We start from the raw sequence: 16,601 nt of genomic DNA on the forward strand, positions 1-16,601 counted from the left end.
GCTTAGCCATGGCCCTATGCGGCGCAAAGAAGCGCAGCAACGGGGAACCATGCAAGCGACACGCTGTTCCGGGTTCCTCTCGCTGCAAGCTACACGGCGGGGCTGCCACCAAGGCCAACAAAGGCAATCAGCACGCCCGCAAGCACGGGATCTATTCGGACACTCTGACTGCTGATGAGCATGGCCTCTGGGATGACATCGGCATCGGGACGCTCGACGACGACATCAAGATCGCCAAGCTCCAGTTGCGTCGCGCGCTGATTGCCCAAGCCAAGGCTGAAGCGGGTGACGGGCTTGTTCTGGATATGGAGAGCATCCACACCCAGGCGACCGATCCTGTTGAAGAGAGTGAGCCTGCGAAAGAGCCAGGCCGTCCATCAATGACAACCCAGCGTCGACGCCAGGGCTACGAGGACATCATCAACCGCCTGCTGGGCCGTATTGGTGACCTTGAGTCCAAGCGCGCCGACATGATCAAGAAGCTCGACCCTGAAGACGACGGGCCATTGCCTCAGCGCATCGAAGTGGTGGTGACTGACGCGAGACGCCCCAATGCCGAGCCTTAACGTACCTCAAGCCCAGTTCCTGGCACTGCCTCACAAGTTTCGCGCATTCGTGGCTGGTTTTGGCTCTGGCAAGACCTGGGTAGGCTGCTCGGCGCTCGGGAAACACTTCTGGGAGTGGCCGCGCATCAACGCCGGCTACTTCGCTCCTACATACGCCCAGATCCGCGACATCTTCTACCCGACAATGGAAGAGGTGGCGCATGACTGGGGGCTTCGCACTGAGATCAATCAGTCGAACCATGAAGTCCACGTCTACAGTGGCCGGCAGTACCGCGGCACCGTGATATGTCGATCCATGGAGAAGCCGCAGACAATCGTCGGCTTCAAGATCGGTCACGCGCTGGTCGATGAGCTCGACGTAATGAGTTTGGTTAAGGCGCAGCAGGCATGGCGCAAGATCATTGCCCGGATGCGCTACAACGCCCCAGGGTTGCGCAACGGGGTGGACGTAACGACGACCCCTGAGGGTTACAAGTTCGTCTACCAGCAGTTCCTGAAACAGGTGCGCGACAAGCCTTCGCTGGGTGATATGTACGGCCTGGTGCAGGCCAGCACGTTCGACAATGAACTGAACCTGCCACCTGACTACATCCAGTCGCTGATGGAGTCTTACCCGCCGCAGTTGATCCTGGCCTACCTCAATGGTCAGTTCGTCAACCTGACGTCCGGTTCGATTTATCACTCGTACGACCGCAAGCACAATCAGTGCTTCGACACTGTGCAGCCTGGCGAGCCACTGTTCATCGGCATGGACTTCAACGTCGGCAAGATGGCAGCGATCACGCACGTAAAGCGCGACGGGTTACCCAGGGCGGCTGATGAGCTGGTAGACGGCTACGACACACCGGACATGATCAGGCGCATCAAGGAGCGCTACTGGCGGTACGACGGCAAGGATTACGAGAAGACCTGCGAAATCAGGATCTACCCGGATGCCTCGGGCGGTTCACGCAAGTCGGTGAATGCCAGCGAGACGGACATTGCCATTCTTCGGCAGGCCGGTTTCACGGTGATAGCGCCAGCAGCGAATCCGCCGGTGAAGGACCGCATCAACGCCATGAACGCCATGTTCTGCAATGCCCAGGGCGAGCGCCGGTATCTGGTGAATCCGTTTACCTGCCCGACATACGCAGACGGCCTTGAACAGCAAGTGTGGGCTCCCAACGGCGAGCCAGACAAAACGGCTGGTGTCGACCATGCGAACGACGCTGGCGGCTACTTCATCCACCACGATTACCCAATCATCAAGCCGATGACCCACATCCCTGTCACCTTCACCTTCTGAGGCCGATATGCCCAACTACAGCGCCATCAGGCAAGAGTACAGCGATGCCTTGCCCGGTTGGCAGCTGGTCAAGCGTTGCGTAAAGGGGCCGAGAGAGGTCCGCAAGTACGACGAATATCTGCCAATGCCTGATCCGCTCAACCAGAGCGAAGAGAACAAGGCTCGGTACGAGCAGCTGAAGAAGCGCGCCATGTTCCTGAACGTGGTGGGTCGCACTCGCACCGGCCTGCTTGGTGCTGTGTTCCGCAAGACTGCCGAAATCAGCCTGCCCACGGCCATTGAGTACCTGAAAGAGAACGCCAGCGGCGACGGGGCGAGCCTTGAGCAGTTGAGCAAGGAGTCGACCGGTGAATGCCTCGACACGGGGCGTGGTGGCCTGCTGGTGGACTTTCCAAAGGTCCAGCTGCCAGAGGGCCAGGTCGCGCTCACCGTCGCCCAGGCCGCGAACTCACGCGCCTTCATCCACTTCTACTGCGCCGAGAGCATCATCAACTGGCGCGAGGACGTGATCGACGGCGTGCGCCGGCTGACGCTGGTGGTGCTGCACGAAAAGATCAATGAGCCAACGCCCGATGGCTTTGAGTTCACCGCCAAGGACCAATACAGGGCCCTGATGCTGCGTGACGGCAAGTATGTGCAGAGCGTGCACAGTGCCGATGACCCAGAAGGCGAAGAGACAGAGCCCAAGGACAAGGCCGGGCAGCCGTTCTATCACATCCCGTTCCACTTCTTCGGCGCCGAGAACAACGACGCGAGCATCGACAAGGCGCCGCTGGAAGATCTGGCCGAGGTGAACGTCTTACACTATGGCAACAGTGCCACAGTGGAAGAGTCGGGCTTCATCGCATCGCAGCCGACACTGTTCATCACCACTGACATTGACCCGGACAGCTTCATCAAGCTGAACCCGAACGGCATGCAGATCGGATCGCGCAGGGGTCACAACCTCGGCAAAACAGGCTCCGCCACGTTTCTTCAGGCCGATGAAAGCCAACTGGCCCGCGAGCTGATGAAGGACAAAGAGCAGCAGATGCTCATGATCGGCGCCCGTATCGTCCAGCAGGGCAGCGGCGCAGAGACGGCCGAGGCGGTGCGAATTCGTTACAGCTCCGATAACTCTGTCCTGGGCACCATCGCCGGCAACGTGAGTGAGGCTGTGCGGTTGTCCCTGTTCGACGCCCAGCGCTTCATGGTTGGGGATGTGGACGAGGAAGGCACCGTCTTCTGGCTCAACCAGGAGTTCTTTGACGAGGTTATGGACGCCCAGGCGATCCTGGCCCAGATGCAGCTCTGGCAACAGGGCATCATCGCCAAGAAGGACTTGCGCACCAACCTGCGCCAGTCCGGCGTGCTGGATTCGGACCGCACGGACGAAGACATCGACGCTGACCGAGAGGAAGAGGCGCCAGTGGTGGGTAGTGAGCCTGTGACCGGTGAGCCTCCACCCAATCAGCCGCCCGAGGTGAACGATGAGTAGTGAAGGCTACCTGACGGATGCCACCACCCGCCACCAGGTCTACGTCCAGCGTTATGCCGGCGGAAACCTGAAGCGGGTGGCAGCCTTCATCAGCAAGGCCATCAAGACGGCAAAGGATCGCGTATCAGCCGGGCTTAGCGATTACGGCACCAGACGCTACACATCGCAGATAGAAACGCTCCAGGGCGATTTGCGGGGCATCTACGACGACATGAAGGGCAGGGCGCAGCTCGACCTTGGCGAGTTTGCGGTCTACGAGGCTGAGTTCAACGGCAAGATGCTGGGCAAGGTCATCAAGGCCGTTGTCCAGTTCAGCGTGCCATCGGCTGAGATGGTGAGCGCGGCGGCACTGGCTGACCCGATGCTGCTGGAGGCTCGCAAGGGCGTGCAGCGGATCAGCATCAGCGGTGCGCTCGACCAGTTCGGCACGAAGAAGGCGGCCGAGATCATCGGCGAGATTCAGATCGGCTCAAGCTTGGGTGAGACCAGCCAGCAGATCGGCCGGCGGCTGACCAGCATCCACCAGTTGCATCAGGATCAGGCCTCGTCGCTCGTTCGAACCATGACCAACCACGTCGCCAGCACGGCGCGCATGGAAACGCTGAAGGCCAACGACGACATCCTGCAGGGCTGGCGCTGGATATCCACGCTCGACAGCAAGACCAGCGCCATGTGTCAGGCGAGGGATCAACACATCTACGGATGGGACGACCCCAAGCCTCCCGGCCACTGGAATTGCCGATCGAGCGCGCTGCCCGTGCTGAAAGATCAGTTTGCCCGCGAGATTCCAGGGTCTACTCGGCCATCAATCGGCCCTGACGGCGCTGAACTGGTATCGAGCAAGACGAGCTATCAGGAGTGGCTTGCCCGCCAGCCTGCGGCCTTCCAGCGCGACGTGCTAGGGCCGAACCGCTATGCCTTGTTCACCAAGGGCGACCTGACGCTCGACAAGTTCGTCGACGATTACGGAAAGACGCTGACCCTTCAACAACTGAAAGACCTTGAGACGCTGGCTTTCGAGCGAGCAGGGCTCTGACAACGGACCACACAAACGACCGGCCTTAAGCCGGTTTTTTTATGCCTGCGGCTGAGCCAACGGCAAATCATCCGGGGGATGACATGAAGTACAAGATCAGCAAGGCGGAATACGAAGCGCTCGATGCGGCCATGCAGGCGCTCTACAAGGCGATGGGCGATGACTTCGTTCTTAGCGTTGAGGGCTTGCCCGCCGGCGGCGAGGATCTGGAAGGCCTGAAGCGCCAGAACCAGACGCTGCTAGACGAGGCCAAGGAAGCCAAGCGCCTGAAGCGTGAGGCGGACGAGAAGCTCGAGCGCGAAAAGCTCGACGCCGCCAAGGCGAAAGGCGACTTCGAGCAGCTGTACGCAAGCAGCGAGCAAGCCCTTGCGGCTGAGCGCACGCGCCTGGCTGAGCTGACCGCCAGCATCGAACGTCGAGACCTGACGGCGGCAGCGTCGAAGGTATCCACCAGCATCGCCGACGGCGAGAACGCTGAGATCCTGGCCGAGTTCGTCCAGCGCCGCCTGAAGATCGTTGAAGGCCAAGTCAAGGTCACGGACGCCTCCGGAAACCTGACCATCGCAACACTCGATGACCTGGCGAAAGAATTCCAGCAAGCGCCGCGCTACGCAGCATTGGTGCGCGGCACGCAAGCGAACGGTGGCGGGGCTGCCGGGGGGAAGGGTGGCGGGGCCACCAAAACGTGGGACCAAATGACCGGTATGGAGCGTGTTGAGCTTCGCCGAACCAACCCCGCCGAGCACGCGCGCATGAAAGCCGCTGCTGAGGCCAAGTAAAAGGAACTGCCGCAATGCCAACCATTCTCTCGGACGTCGTGTTCCGCGACGAACTGCGCGACTACATCACCGTCAACAGCGTGGAGCGCACCGCGTTCTTCGAGTCGGGCATCCTGACCAGCAACAACGACATGTCGACCCTGCTGTCCAGCCCGTCCAATACCTTCACCATTCCGTGGTGGGTTGACCTGGACGCGTCCATCGAGTCCAACTACTCGAACGACGTCTACACCGACATCGCGGTACCGCTGTCGGTCACCAGCTCCAGCATGCAGGCGCGCGCCGCGTACCTCAACGAAGGCTGGAACTGCATGAACCTGGTGAAGAACATCACCAACCAGGATCCCCTGGAGTTCGTTGCTGGCCGACTGCTCAGCTACTGGCGCCGTGTGGCCCAGCGCCGCGCCATCGCTACCGTCGTGGGCATCTACAACGACAACGTTGCCTCCAATGGCGGCGACATGGTGGTGGACGCCGGCGGCCAGATTACTGCCGCAGCAATCATCCGCGCCAAAGCGACCATGGGCGACTACTCCGGCCAGTTGGGCGGCCTGAGCGTGATCGCAATGCACTCGGCCGTACAGACCGAGCTGCAGATCCTCAACCTGATCGACTTCACCCCGATTGCCGACCAGACCCCAGAGTTCGGTCGCTTCCAGGGTATGCGCGTTGTGGTGGATGACGGCATGCCGGTCATCACCGGTACGCCGAACAAGTATCTGTCGGTGATCTTCGGCCCGGGCGCCCTTGGCTTCGCCGAGGAAACCCCGCCTGGCGAAGACGGCCTGGAATACGAGCGCGCCCCAGATCGCGGCAATGGTGGTGGTGCGGAAACCCTGTGGAACCGTCGCAACTTCGTGATGCATCCACTGGGCTACTCGTTCCTGAGCGCGACCATCACCGGCACCCCGACCACCACCCGGCCGATCTCGGCCAACTGGGCTGACCTGGCGCTGGCGACCAACTGGGAGCGCAAGTTCGCTCGCAAGCAGGTGCCACTGGCGTTCATCACTTCCACCGTTGGCGCGTAAGCGCTTTCCGGCCTCTTCGGGGGCCGGAGCACCTGAAGGAGAAGAATCATGGCAGTTGAAAAAGACAACCACATCGACCCTAACATCAAGGCCCGTTGGGGTTTCGGCGGTACCGAAGGTAATATCACCGTCGGCCCAGAAACCGTCGGTGAAACTGGCGGTGTGGATACCGCTCGCACTCGGTCGGACGAAAGCGCGGCCCGCAACAATGGCGGCGGCGTCGACGAGACGCAGGCTATTCGCCTTGAACTCACCGACACTCAGACCCAGCTCAGCCAAGCCCTGGCCGAGCTCGCCGCCGAGCGCGCTAAGAATGCCGACCCGCTCGACGAACTGACTGTTGTGCAGATCAAGGAACAGCTCGACGCCAAGGGCGTTACCTACAAGGTCAACGACTCGAAGCCTGAGCTGCTCGCTCTGCTGAAAGCCAACCAGTAACACCGGGGCTCCGGCCCCACTCATTCGAACGGAGGCCAGATGGCAACCTACATCACTGTGGCGGACGTAGACGCCATCCTCGGATCCAGCTGGACCACCGAGGACAAGAAGGCGCGCGCAGTCTTGCAGGCGAATGCCTATCTGAACTCGCTCAATCTGGTCGGCGTCGATATGGACGCAATCCCGGATGAGGTTAAGCAGGCCGGCGCCGAACTGGCTAAGGTCGCCTCAGAGGGAAAGCTGTACCAGCAGCACACCGAGGGATCGCTGGAGGCCAAGACGGTGAAGGCCGGATCGGTCAGCACCAGCAAGACGTTTGCCACGCTGGACAGTAGCAAGATCATTGCGCAGCCCGGTGATGTGCAGTTCGCGTTGGCGATGCTTTCCCCTTGGCGGTCGAGCCCATTCTCGTTCCGCGTAGATCGGGGGTGACCCATGGGCTTACGCGACGATATCCAGGCCGACCTGGCCGAGGCCTTCGATACGGACCTTGCCGATGCCGTACAGCCATTCTCTGGCGGCGTGACGATCCCTGGTACGTGGGACCCGGTCACCGAGGCCGCAGGGCCGCCCGTTGTGATCGCCTACAACGGCCGCGGCGTGTTCGACGCATTCAAGATGGCTCAGGTGGATGGCGTGAACATCCGCGCCACTGACCAACTACTGATCGCGCTGACCAACGAAACGCTCGGCGGTACGCCAGACATTGGCCATAAGATCAACGGGTTCGACGTGGTCAACGTGCAAACTGACCCGGCCGGCGCCCACTACGAGATCCAGCTGAGGAAAGTCTGATGACCACCAAGGCAGGCTGGAGTCATAGCCTCACCGAGTTCGCCGACCAGGCCGGTGAGGACATCACACAGATGGCCCGCGCCATTGGCATAGCGATGCTCACCGAGGTGGTGAGCCGCTCACCGGTCGGCAATCCTGACCTGTGGGAGGCGAACAAGGCCCTCAGATCGAAGAACACCGCACTGGCTGATGCATACGACGCCAACGTCGACGCTCGCAATGCCAGCAACACAGGGCGCAAGAAATTCAAGAAGCTGACCCAGCGCGAGCGCAAGGAAAACTTCTATGTGGACGCCAAGGCGGCGGGTAAGGGTTATATCGGCGGCACATTCCGAGGTAGCCACATGGTTTCCATTGGCGCTCCGGATTTAACGGTCGTCGAAAACGTAGACCCGTCCGGCCGCGAGACCATCAACAAAGGCGCGATGCTCATCAGGGCCTCTGGCCAGTTCCCCGTCATCTACATCCAAACGAACAGCCCCTACGGCGAGATGTTGGAGTTGGGGCATTCCACCCAAGCGCCCGGCGGCGTATACGACCTGGCCTTCATTGGCGTATCTGAGGCCTACAAATGACCTACGAGCAGATCAGGGCGGCGCTCACTGCGCGAATGGTCGCCTTCAATGGTATCGCCCAAAAAAATATAGGCTACCCAAATCAACCGAAGCTGTTCGACCCTCCAGAAGAGGGTCTGTGGTGCGCTTTCAACCTGCAGTACGCCACAGCATTTATGGCGGGCATGGCCGACAAGCCTTACACCCGCAAGCCCGGCCAAGTGAGCATTCAGTGCTTCGCTAGGCTCAATACCGGCACAAAGGCCATCAACGAACTGGCCGGCGCACTCGAAGCGCACTTCGCCTACTGGATGTCCGGTGACCTCGAATGCATGGAGGCCAGCCAGGTCGTCGCCGGTGAGTTTGAAGGCTTTTACCAGATCAACGTGAACATCCGGTTCCGCGCCGGCTGAGCCAGGCAACACCATCCACCCGCCTTGAGCGGGTTTTTTTATGCCCGCAGATAGGAGACTCACCCCATGAGTTCCGGCGCAAAAGTCGTTTCGCACATCATCAAGGAGGTGACGCCCGGCGTTACCCCCGTAGGCACCTGGGACACGCTGCGCCTGACCGGCAACGCACTGACCCCAACGGTCAACACCGAGGTCAGCGACGAAATCACCGATACCCGCCTGAGCCAAGGCTCGGTGGCCACCAGCATCGATATCGGCGGCGACCTGACGGCGGAGTTCTCGTTCGGCTCGTTCGACCAGCTGCTGGAAGCCGCCTTCTATGGCGTGTGGACCGCTGACGTGCTGCGTGTGGGCGATACACGCAACACCTTCAGCATCGCCAAGGGCTACAACGATGTCGGCGTATACGGCCTGTTCAAGGGTGCACACGTCTCTACCTTCGCCCTCGACATTCCGTCCGAAGGCAAGGTGACTGCCACGTTCAACATGGCCTGCCTCGACTACACCGACGGCGAAGTGCCGATTGTGGTGTCGCCCAATGCCCCGACCACTACACCGTTCCTGTCGAACAACAACGTCGGCACGATCCTGGTCAATGGCCAGTCCCTGGAAGGCGTGGCCTGTGTATCGGCCATGACCATCGCCCTGGACAACAGCCTGCAAACCCAGCGCTGCCTGGGCTCTGAAAGCCTGGGGCCTGGCGCCCACATCGCCACCGAGGCGGCGATCACCGGCAGCATCACCCTGGCCTGGTCCAAGCGTGCATGGCAGCTGTGGAAGAACACCTTCACCCGTACTCCCATCGCGGTGGTGTTCCCGATCACCGACGCCCTGGGCAACAAGTACACGTTCAACTTCCCAGCCGTGGAAGTGGATGGCGAGCTGCCCAATGGCGGCAAGCGCGACCTGATCGAAGTCACGCTCAACTACACCGTTGCCAAGCTCAGCCCGACCATCACCCGTGAAGCGGCTGACCCAGCACCGTAAACCCTTTGACTGCCTCGGCTTGAACGCCGGCCGGGGTGGTCCTTTTATTGGCGTGGCGTTGAGGATTTATCATGGCTTTGCAACTGACCAAGAAAGACCAGGCGGCCGCCGGCGCACGCTGGGTGGAATTCGACAAGGACACGAAGGTGCTGCTGGTCGGCATCGACAATTCGGAGTACCAGGTTGGCCTGGAGCGCATGCGGCGCCGCATTACTCGCAACGACGCGCGCTTCGAGGAGGGCCAGGTTGGAGTTATCGCCGGCGAGCTGACCGAGCATCAGAACCACGCCATGCTGATGAGTCACTTCATCGTGAAGGATTGGTCGGGCGTGCTGGATGCCGAAGGCAACCCACTCAAGTACAGCCCGTCTGTTGCGGCAGAGCTGCTCGATAGCAATGTGGACTTCTTCCTATTTGTCCTGCGGCACAGCGCATCAGTGGCAACCGAAGCAGCCGAAGAGCTGGCTGATACCGTAAAAAAGCCGTCGCCCGCTTCGAGTGGGAAAAAGAGTGGGCAGTCGGCCAAGCCGAAAAGCGCAGCCTGATCTATCAGCGCCTGGGCTTTGAACTTCCCGATGAGCCAGCGAACGACCCCATCACCGCCTACCTGTTGAGTGCCTTCCGCAGCATCACGCGCGGGCGGCGGTTCCTGGCCACCATGGCGGGTGCTTTCCCGCTTCCCCTATCGGCCAGGGAGATATCTGACTGGGTCGAATCGCACCCGGCGCCGATGACACGAGACGAGCTGGACGCTGTGATGTTTGCGTTGGATGCGGTGTGCCTGGCCGACGACAGCGATGACTGACAACCAACATGACGCGGCATGGCCGCAGGAGATAGCTATGTTTTATATTGCTGAGACTGTCAGATCTGAAAATTTTGAAGATGGTGTTGCAGGCTGGGAGTTGGGGGCAGATGGCTCGATTCGATTTTTTGGATCATCGTCGAGCCATTTTCTCAACGCGGTTACAGGCTTTGATTAATCCACTTCAGAGCCTGCTCTTGGTCATTGGCCAAGGCTTCTAGTGTCCTGCGGTACGATACGAGCGCTTCGGGCGTACTGATTGCTGCAGGCGGCTCCGAGATGAATTTCTGAGCGACTAACTTTAGTGCTTCGTTGTTGAACCCCGGCGACGCCTTCAATGCCAGAGCTATAGCTAGAATTGATTGTTGCAGTCCAATCTCATTAGGGGTTGCCAAACTTTCGTTTTTACTCACATTGACCTCCAGGTCATAAACGCGCCGATATTGGCGCTATCCCAGTCCTTGGGCTTGCAGGCGTAGGACTGGGGAATCCTTGCGTGTGGCAGGAGGCTACTACTGGCGAGTGGTCGGGCGTTACTGGGGATTCGTACAGGAAGCTTTGGTGCGACCATTGGATAGTGGTAGATTGCCGCTATCTACAGGGAGATGTCTGATGAGGCTTTTAACCGCCGCGATCGCATGCTTGATTTTCTCGCCAGGCGTAATCGCCGCGCCAACGTTCTTACAGATGCTCGAGGGGTCTGCGGCTTATTGCAGCTTTAGAGGTTCTGAGGCGCTTCATGAGGCTAACAATTCTCTTAAAAAGCATGGTAAGGCAAGCGCTCAATATAGAGCAGCCGTGGCGGCGTCATTTCGAGTTTCTTCAAGCTGCATAGATGCCGAGGCGCCGAAGCTAAAGCCTCTCCTGCAACAAGAAATTGAAGTGCGACCAGTCTTGGCAGTAGCAATAAAAGACGCTTATGCATCTTGGCTTGGATACATGGAGTGGCTTCGCACGCCGCGCCCTGCAGGGGTCGAGAGCTTTGAAAAATATACATTCGAGTCAAAAGTGAACGTGCTTAAGGCTGAGATGGATTCCATTTAGCCAGACAATTTTTTTAATGACCCGCAGCGAGCGGGTTTTTTTATGCCTGGAGAAAAGTAATGACTCAGACATCCCGCCTTGTTTTGGAGATCGATAGCCGGGATGCCGAACAAAAAGCGGCAGATACTCGCAAGGCTCTGGAAGCCCTCGAGGGCGCCGGCCTGCGGGTAAAGCCAGCCATGGACAAGGCTGGGAGTGGGATAGGTGGCGCAGGTAAAAGCGCTGAGGCGGCAGGTAAATCATTTTCCAGCCAACGCGAAGAGATTGATCAGTTGCTTGGTCGAATTGATCCGCTCAGCAAAAAGCTTGGAGAGCTTGACCGGCAAGAGCAAGAGCTTGCTCGACACCGCAAAGCAGGGACTATCGAACTTGATACTTACACCGAGTATCAGCAGAAGATCGCCGCTACGCGTAACGATTTGAACAGGTTCAGCGATTCCTTGACCCGAACCGGAAATACCGCAAAGCAAACAGCGGCCGCCTTGAGAGGGGTGCCAGCCCAGTTTACCGACATTGCCGTATCCCTCCAGGGCGGCCAGGCTCCGCTAACGGTATTCCTGCAGCAAGGTGGTCAACTCAAGGATATGTTTGGCGGAGCAGGCCCAGCGGCAAAAGCTTTGGGTGGCTATATCCTTGGTCTAGTGAATCCGTTCACTGTCGCCGCTGCTGCCGTCGGTGTACTTGGGCTGGCCTACTACCAGGGCTCAAAGGAGCAGGACGCCTTTCGCCTGTCTCTGGTGTCCACCGGCAATGCCTCCGGCACTACTACCGGCGCACTTGCCGAGATGTCCAGGCGTATTGGCGATACCGTGGGCACCACTGGTCAGGCTGCATCGGCCCTGGCCCAATTGGCCGCTTCTGGAAAGATTGCCAGTTCAAGCTTCGAAGAGATCGCGATAGCCGCTATCTCTTGGGAGAAGGCCTCCGGCCAAGCTGTCGGCACGACAATTGCCGAGTTCAACAAGCTGGCTGATGATCCGGTAAAGGCCGTCGCCGAGCTCAACGAAAAATACAACTTCCTCACTGCTTCCGTATATGAGCAGGTGCGCGCCGCTCAGGATCAGGGCGAAAAAGAAGCGGCGGCAGCTATTGCTCAAGAGGCGCTTGCCAAGGCGCTGGGCCAGCGCGCCGCGACGATCAAAGAAAATCTCGGAAGCCTTGAGAAGGCATGGCGTGATCTTGCGGGCGCCGCCAAAAGCGGTTGGGATGCAATTTTGGGGGTCGGCCGAGAGTCGAGCGCCGGGCCCGATCTGACCAAGCTGCGGCAGGAAATCGCGTACAGGAAAAGCCTGCTTGATACTGGCTTTGAAGACGATGACACTCGCGAGCGCATAAAGGCTATCGAATCCGAGATTGCCGCGTATGAAAAAAAGAGCAAAGCGGAGCAAGATTCGGCAGCGGCGGCCGCCCATGCCGCACAGGTTCAGCGAGACGGTCAGATAGCCTACGAGAGCTTCCAAAAAAGCATTGAGCAAAACTTCACCAAGCGCCAGAAGATGAACAAGGCTCTCGAGGAGGACGAGAAGCGCATCAATGCCGCCCGAGCCGCCGGCTACATCATCAGTGAGCAGCAGGCCGCCGCATCGCAGAAGGCCATTCGCGATAACCCGATCTATAAAGAGTCGGCGCCGAAGAAGGAGAAGGCCTACCGCGAAGACGCCGGCATGAAGGCGCTGGACGCAGCACGCCAGACCCAGGCCGTCCTGCTCCAGCAGAACGCTTCGCTCAACGCCCAAGGCATCGCCACGGAGAAGGTCGGAACCCAGGCCCAGGCCCTGATCAAGTGGGAGCAGCAACTCGCCGACATCAAAGCCAAGAAGACGCTCACCGCCGATCAGAAGTCGCTGCTGGCCAGCCAGGATCTGATCACCGCCCAGCTCAAGAAAAACGTTGCGCTTGAGCGTGAGGCGCAGATCAGCCGGGATATTCAGCAGGCACAGAAGGACCAGGTGCAGCTGCTGACCCTCACTGGCCAGCTACGGGAGGCAAACAGCCTCAAGTCTTCGCTGGATGACGCAGCTCAAATGGCGGAGTACGAGCGCCAGGGCAACACCGAGGCGATGAAGCGGCTCGAAACCCTGATCAAGATTCGTGACGTCAATCTAAAGGCATCCCAGAAGCCTGGAACCATCGAGGGTGTTTCGCAGGCACCTCAGGTGACCGGCGTCGACGCCTCTGTGGGCGGTGCCTACAGCGAAATCCAGCGCCTCAACGAAGAGTCAGCGAAGGTTGACGCCTGGCGCACCATGGAGCTGGAAAAGCAGAAGGCCTATCTCGACCTCAAGGCTATCAACGAGGAGACCTATGCCGAGCGCGTCAACAACATCAACCAGCAGGGCCGGGACAACCAGGCGAAGATCGAGCGCGCCAAGAACTCGGCAGTACTGACGTCGAGCGCTGACTTCTTCGGCAACATGACCGCGCTCAGCCAGTCGGGAAACAAGAAGCTGGCTGCGGTAGGGAAGGCGGCGGCAATCGCGCAGGCCACCATTCAGGGGTATGTGGCAGTCCAGAATGCCCTTGCGGTTCAACCTTACCCGCTGGGCATGGCCCTGGCCGTCTCTGCTGGTGTTGCCGCTGCTGCCAACGTGGCAGCTATCGCCGGGATTGGGTTCTCTGGTGGCGGCTACACAGGGCCTGGTGGCGTTAACGAAGTCGCTGGCACCGTGCACAAGGGCGAGGTGGTCTGGAGCCAGAAGGATATCCAGCGCTACGGCGGTGTCGCCGCTGTCGAGGCCCTGCGCAATGGCAACGTTTCTGCGATTCCATCAGCGCCGTCGGCTCAGGGCGGCGGGACAATGTCATCTATGTCCAGCGCGCCGCCCCAAATTCACATCACAGTGAATGGGGATGGCTCGAGCGGGTCGGCCAACGCGACGGCAGGCTACGAGCAGATGGGCCAGGCTGTCTTGGCCACCGTGCGGTCAGAGATGCCAAAGGTGGCCAGGGCCGTGATTCAGCAAGAGAAGGGGCAGAACGGCCTACTTGACCCAAGCAACCGGAGGAACGCGGCATGAGTGAGTTATTCACGTGGTGCCCGGAAAAAGGCACGACCGGTGATGATGATACGGACATCCTCGTCTCTCAGTTTGGCAATGGTTACAGCCAGCGCCTGTCGGTAGGTATCAACAACATCTCCACCTCATGGCCCGTCACGTTCATGGGGAAGACTGACTACATCGTCCCCATTCGCGACTTCTTTGTGAGGCACAAGGGCGTTACCCACTTCCTGTGGACGCCACCGTTGCACGAGCAGGGCGCTTTCGTCACGGATGGCGGCTGGAGCCTGCAACCGCTCGGGGCTGGCGTATACATCCTTTCCACCAAATTCCAGCAGGTGTTTAACCCATGATCACCTTGGACAACCAGAAGCTTGAGCCTGGGGCGCTTATCCAGTTGATCGAACTGGATGGCGAGGCTCGCGGCATGGGGATTTTGCGCTACCACGCGCACCAGCAGTCCACGCCGATCATCTGGAAGGGTGACTCCTACGCCCCTCGGCCCTACCAGACCGGCGGCTTCGGTCGAAGCGTCGAGGGCAACAACTCGACGCCAGTGTTGAAGATAAGCAACATCGACGGAACCATCACCGCGCTGTGCCGGCAATTCCAGGGCATGAGCGGCGTCAAGCTGACAGTTCGCCAGACTTATGCCAAGTACCTGGATGCCGCGAACTTTCCAGATGGGAACCCCACGGTCACACCAATGGAAACGGTCGACATCTCCTACATCAACCAGGTTACGAGCCTGCTGCGCGAAGAGGTGGTGTTTTCATTGGCGCCGCCTACGGCAGTTAAAGGCCAGCGCCTGCCAGGCGGGCTCATCATGAACCGGTGCGAGTGGTGCCTGTGGGGTGAGTACCGCGGACCGGACTGCAACTACACCGGCATCAAGATGTTTGACCTCGACGGCAACCCCGTAGACGACCCAGCGCTCGATCGCTGCGGTGGGCGCGTGAGCGATTGCGAAAAACGCTTTGGCAAGGGGAACCCGTTGCCGATTGGGGCCACCCCTGGCGCCGCACTAATTGGATAGGTAGGCCATGAACAAAGTGATGCTGAAACAAATCCAGGCTCACGCCGAGGCGGAATTTCCCAAAGAAAGCTGCGGCGTGGTGATCCGTGAGGAGGGGCGGCTGAAGTACGTTCCATGTCGGAACGATGCCAAAACACCGAGCGAGCACTTCATCATCAACCCTGAGGATAAGTGTTACGCGGAGGACAGAGGCGAGGTGACCATGATCATCCATAGCCACCCTGACGTACCGCCAGTGCCGAGCATGGCCGATCGGGTGAGCTGTGAATTGCACGAAAAACCCTGGGGCATCGTCAGCTGGCCATCCGGCGAGTACTTCGAGTTCAAGCCAGTGGGCTATATGGCCCCCCTGGTTGGGCGAGACTTCGGTCATGGGTTGTTGGATTGCTACGCTCTGTGCCGAGATTATTACCTTCGCGAGCACGGAATCGAGCTGCCCAATTATCCGCGCAGGGACGGCTGGTGGAACGCCGGTGAAAGCCTCTACGAGAAGTACTACGGGGAGGCCGGCTTCTACCCCGTAGCCGAGCCGCGCAAAGGCGACATGATCGTCATGCAGATCAATGCAGACGCACCCAACCACGCAGGTATTTATCTGGGCGACGGCCTTCTCGCCAGCGAGCCAGACTTGCACCCGGCCCCAGGCACATTCCTGCATCACCGCTACAACAAGAAATCCACCCGCGACGTGTACGGCGGCATGTGGGCTGATTACACCGTGCTGATTCTTCGGCACCAGCGCGTTCCGGAGGCTGACTGATGGCAATGCGAACAAAGATCAGCCCTCAGCCACTGGTGGTGCTGGTGATGCTTTATGGAGTGCTGGGCGCCAGGTTCGGGCGAGTTCATCACTTGGCTGTTGCGTCTTGTGCTGAGGCGGTCCACGCCTTATGCGTGAAAATTCCAGGGTTCAAGCGGTTCCTGAGGCTCTCCGAAGAGCGCGGCCTGACTTACGCCGTTTTTCGAGGAAAGCAAAACCTTTCGGAAAACGAGGTCGCCATGCGCCAGGAAACGGTGGAGCCAATACGCATTGCCCCCATCGTAATAGGCAGTAAGGGTGGCGGACTTTTCGCCACCATTGCAGGCCTGGCCCTAATCGTGATCGGTGCTTTCACTGGGCAGTACTACCTAGCCATTGCCGGTGCAGGGCTTATGCTCGGCGGTATCGCAATGAGCATGTCCCCATCACCCGTCGGCGTCCTGGACAAGGAGGGTGACGGCAACAAGCCCTCGTATGCCTTTGGCGGCGCGGTTACCACCACCGCCCAAGGCCGCTGTAAACCACTTCTGTATGGCGAGCGCGATATCGGCGGCGCCCTCATCTCGGCCGGTGTCTTCTCGGAAGACCAGCAGTAA

The 16,601-nt window shown here is 59.7% G+C and carries 21 protein-coding genes; 20 read left to right on the plus strand and 1 reads right to left on the minus strand.

Annotation, left to right across the window (positions count from 1 at the left end; genetic code table 11):
* Positions 1-8: 8 nt before the first annotated feature.
* The 14 genes from JMV15_RS11085 (at position 9) to JMV15_RS11150 (ending at position 10,344) form a co-directional block, all read left to right on the plus strand.
* The gene (locus tag JMV15_RS11085) at positions 9-566 is read left to right on the plus strand and encodes an HGGxSTG domain-containing protein (RefSeq protein WP_201491461.1); all 558 of its coding nucleotides are present in this window, start codon (positions 9-11) and stop codon (positions 564-566) included.
* Positions 553-1,851, plus strand: a complete 1,299-nt coding sequence (locus tag JMV15_RS11090; protein ID WP_201491462.1) for a terminase large subunit domain-containing protein — start codon at positions 553-555, stop codon at positions 1,849-1,851. Before JMV15_RS11085 ends, JMV15_RS11090 begins: the two co-directional genes overlap by 14 nt.
* A 7-nt stretch (positions 1,852-1,858) precedes the next feature.
* Complete coding sequence (locus tag JMV15_RS11095) at positions 1,859-3,328, plus strand: DUF4055 domain-containing protein (protein WP_201491463.1); 1,470 nt, start codon at positions 1,859-1,861, stop codon at positions 3,326-3,328.
* Positions 3,321-4,364: a minor capsid protein gene (locus tag JMV15_RS11100; RefSeq protein WP_201491464.1), complete on the plus strand. Its 1,044-nt coding sequence runs from the start codon at positions 3,321-3,323 to the stop codon at positions 4,362-4,364. The genes JMV15_RS11095 and JMV15_RS11100 overlap by 8 nt, the downstream gene beginning before the upstream one ends.
* 83 nt (positions 4,365-4,447) lie before the next feature.
* Positions 4,448-5,143, plus strand: a complete 696-nt coding sequence (locus tag JMV15_RS11105) for a hypothetical protein (RefSeq protein ID WP_201491465.1) — start codon at positions 4,448-4,450, stop codon at positions 5,141-5,143.
* Between the two features lie 14 nt (positions 5,144-5,157).
* Positions 5,158-6,174 carry a coat protein gene (locus tag JMV15_RS11110; RefSeq protein ID WP_201491466.1) on the plus strand — a complete coding sequence of 339 codons (1,017 nt, stop codon included), beginning with the start codon at positions 5,158-5,160 and terminating at the stop codon, positions 6,172-6,174.
* Positions 6,175-6,222: 48 nt separating this feature from the next.
* Positions 6,223-6,612: a hypothetical protein gene (locus JMV15_RS11115; protein WP_201491467.1), complete on the plus strand. Its 390-nt coding sequence runs from the start codon at positions 6,223-6,225 to the stop codon at positions 6,610-6,612.
* 39 nt (positions 6,613-6,651) lie between these two features.
* Positions 6,652-7,044 (plus strand): protein singed, encoded by a 393-nt coding sequence (locus JMV15_RS11120; RefSeq protein WP_201491468.1) that lies wholly within the window; start codon positions 6,652-6,654, stop codon positions 7,042-7,044.
* A 3-nt stretch (positions 7,045-7,047) separates the two neighbouring features.
* Positions 7,048-7,407, plus strand: a complete 360-nt coding sequence (locus JMV15_RS11125) for a hypothetical protein (RefSeq protein ID WP_201491469.1) — start codon at positions 7,048-7,050, stop codon at positions 7,405-7,407.
* Positions 7,407-7,982, plus strand: a complete 576-nt coding sequence (locus JMV15_RS11130; protein WP_201491470.1) for an HK97 gp10 family phage protein — start codon at positions 7,407-7,409, stop codon at positions 7,980-7,982. Before JMV15_RS11125 ends, JMV15_RS11130 begins: the two co-directional genes overlap by 1 nt.
* The gene (locus JMV15_RS11135) at positions 7,979-8,374 is read left to right on the plus strand and encodes a phage tail terminator-like protein (RefSeq protein WP_201491471.1); all 396 of its coding nucleotides are present in this window, start codon (positions 7,979-7,981) and stop codon (positions 8,372-8,374) included. The genes JMV15_RS11130 and JMV15_RS11135 overlap by 4 nt, the downstream gene beginning before the upstream one ends.
* A gap of 66 nt (positions 8,375-8,440) precedes the next feature.
* Complete coding sequence (locus JMV15_RS11140; protein ID WP_201491472.1) at positions 8,441-9,361, plus strand: phage tail tube protein; 921 nt, start codon at positions 8,441-8,443, stop codon at positions 9,359-9,361.
* A 71-nt stretch (positions 9,362-9,432) separates the two neighbouring features.
* Entirely contained in the window at positions 9,433-9,906 is a 474-nt protein-coding gene (locus tag JMV15_RS11145; protein ID WP_201491473.1) for a hypothetical protein, read from the plus strand.
* Positions 9,907-10,158: 252 nt separating this feature from the next.
* Positions 10,159-10,344 carry a hypothetical protein gene (locus JMV15_RS11150; protein WP_201491474.1) on the plus strand — a complete coding sequence of 62 codons (186 nt, stop codon included), beginning with the start codon at positions 10,159-10,161 and terminating at the stop codon, positions 10,342-10,344.
* On the opposite strand, the gene JMV15_RS11155 is transcribed toward JMV15_RS11150, so the two are convergent.
* On the minus strand, positions 10,328-10,579 hold the full coding sequence (locus JMV15_RS11155) for a hypothetical protein (protein WP_201491475.1): 252 nt from the start codon (positions 10,577-10,579) through the stop codon (positions 10,328-10,330). The two genes, JMV15_RS11150 and JMV15_RS11155, sit on opposite strands and share 17 nt — an antisense overlap.
* Before the next feature lie 199 nt (positions 10,580-10,778).
* Between JMV15_RS11155 and JMV15_RS11160 the strand changes: the two genes are divergently transcribed.
* Genes JMV15_RS11160 through JMV15_RS11185 form a run of 6 tightly spaced genes read left to right on the plus strand, consistent with a single transcriptional unit; the run spans position 10,779 to position 16,601 of the window.
* Positions 10,779-11,210: a hypothetical protein gene (locus JMV15_RS11160; protein ID WP_201491476.1), complete on the plus strand. Its 432-nt coding sequence runs from the start codon at positions 10,779-10,781 to the stop codon at positions 11,208-11,210.
* 59 nt (positions 11,211-11,269) lie between these two features.
* On the plus strand, positions 11,270-14,227 hold the full coding sequence (locus JMV15_RS11165) for a phage tail length tape measure family protein (RefSeq protein ID WP_201491477.1): 2,958 nt from the start codon (positions 11,270-11,272) through the stop codon (positions 14,225-14,227).
* Entirely contained in the window at positions 14,224-14,562 is a 339-nt protein-coding gene (locus tag JMV15_RS11170; protein WP_201491478.1) for a phage tail protein, read from the plus strand. The genes JMV15_RS11165 and JMV15_RS11170 overlap by 4 nt, the downstream gene beginning before the upstream one ends.
* Positions 14,559-15,245, plus strand: coding sequence for a phage minor tail protein L (locus tag JMV15_RS11175; RefSeq protein WP_201491479.1), 687 nt, complete (start codon positions 14,559-14,561; stop codon positions 15,243-15,245). Before JMV15_RS11170 ends, JMV15_RS11175 begins: the two co-directional genes overlap by 4 nt.
* Positions 15,246-15,252: 7 nt before the next feature.
* Positions 15,253-16,005, plus strand: coding sequence for a C40 family peptidase (locus JMV15_RS11180; protein WP_201491480.1), 753 nt, complete (start codon positions 15,253-15,255; stop codon positions 16,003-16,005).
* Positions 16,005-16,601 carry a tail assembly protein gene (locus JMV15_RS11185; RefSeq protein WP_235991944.1) on the plus strand — a complete coding sequence of 199 codons (597 nt, stop codon included), beginning with the start codon at positions 16,005-16,007 and terminating at the stop codon, positions 16,599-16,601. Before JMV15_RS11180 ends, JMV15_RS11185 begins: the two co-directional genes overlap by 1 nt.

Source organism: Pseudomonas paracarnis (genome assembly GCF_904063055.1).
GTDB lineage: Bacteria > Pseudomonadota > Gammaproteobacteria > Pseudomonadales > Pseudomonadaceae > Aquipseudomonas > Aquipseudomonas paracarnis.

Excerpts from the sequence above, each read along its gene's own strand:
- JMV15_RS11180 (WP_201491480.1), top strand. The coding sequence starts at position 15,253 with ATGAACAAAGTGATGCTGAAACAAATCCAGGCTCACGCCGAGGCGGAA.
- JMV15_RS11135 (WP_201491471.1), top strand. The coding sequence starts at position 7,979 with ATGACCTACGAGCAGATCAGGGCGGCGCTCACTGCGCGAATGGTCGCC.
- JMV15_RS11095 (WP_201491463.1), top strand. The coding sequence starts at position 1,859 with ATGCCCAACTACAGCGCCATCAGGCAAGAGTACAGCGATGCCTTGCCC.
- JMV15_RS11145 (WP_201491473.1), top strand. The coding sequence starts at position 9,433 with ATGGCTTTGCAACTGACCAAGAAAGACCAGGCGGCCGCCGGCGCACGC.
- JMV15_RS11130 (WP_201491470.1), top strand. The coding sequence starts at position 7,407 with ATGACCACCAAGGCAGGCTGGAGTCATAGCCTCACCGAGTTCGCCGAC.
- JMV15_RS11170 (WP_201491478.1), top strand. The coding sequence starts at position 14,224 with ATGAGTGAGTTATTCACGTGGTGCCCGGAAAAAGGCACGACCGGTGAT.
- JMV15_RS11085 (WP_201491461.1), top strand. The coding sequence starts at position 9 with ATGGCCCTATGCGGCGCAAAGAAGCGCAGCAACGGGGAACCATGCAAG.
- JMV15_RS11125 (WP_201491469.1), top strand. The coding sequence starts at position 7,048 with ATGGGCTTACGCGACGATATCCAGGCCGACCTGGCCGAGGCCTTCGAT.
- JMV15_RS11090 (WP_201491462.1), top strand. The coding sequence starts at position 553 with ATGCCGAGCCTTAACGTACCTCAAGCCCAGTTCCTGGCACTGCCTCAC.
- JMV15_RS11150 (WP_201491474.1), top strand. The coding sequence starts at position 10,159 with ATGACTGACAACCAACATGACGCGGCATGGCCGCAGGAGATAGCTATG.
- JMV15_RS11185 (WP_235991944.1), top strand. The coding sequence starts at position 16,005 with ATGGCAATGCGAACAAAGATCAGCCCTCAGCCACTGGTGGTGCTGGTG.
- JMV15_RS11140 (WP_201491472.1), top strand. The coding sequence starts at position 8,441 with ATGAGTTCCGGCGCAAAAGTCGTTTCGCACATCATCAAGGAGGTGACG.
- JMV15_RS11100 (WP_201491464.1), top strand. The coding sequence starts at position 3,321 with ATGAGTAGTGAAGGCTACCTGACGGATGCCACCACCCGCCACCAGGTC.
- JMV15_RS11160 (WP_201491476.1), top strand. The coding sequence starts at position 10,779 with ATGAGGCTTTTAACCGCCGCGATCGCATGCTTGATTTTCTCGCCAGGC.
- JMV15_RS11175 (WP_201491479.1), top strand. The coding sequence starts at position 14,559 with ATGATCACCTTGGACAACCAGAAGCTTGAGCCTGGGGCGCTTATCCAG.
- JMV15_RS11115 (WP_201491467.1), top strand. The coding sequence starts at position 6,223 with ATGGCAGTTGAAAAAGACAACCACATCGACCCTAACATCAAGGCCCGT.
- JMV15_RS11110 (WP_201491466.1), top strand. The coding sequence starts at position 5,158 with ATGCCAACCATTCTCTCGGACGTCGTGTTCCGCGACGAACTGCGCGAC.
- JMV15_RS11120 (WP_201491468.1), top strand. The coding sequence starts at position 6,652 with ATGGCAACCTACATCACTGTGGCGGACGTAGACGCCATCCTCGGATCC.
- JMV15_RS11105 (WP_201491465.1), top strand. The coding sequence starts at position 4,448 with ATGAAGTACAAGATCAGCAAGGCGGAATACGAAGCGCTCGATGCGGCC.
- JMV15_RS11165 (WP_201491477.1), top strand. The coding sequence starts at position 11,270 with ATGACTCAGACATCCCGCCTTGTTTTGGAGATCGATAGCCGGGATGCC.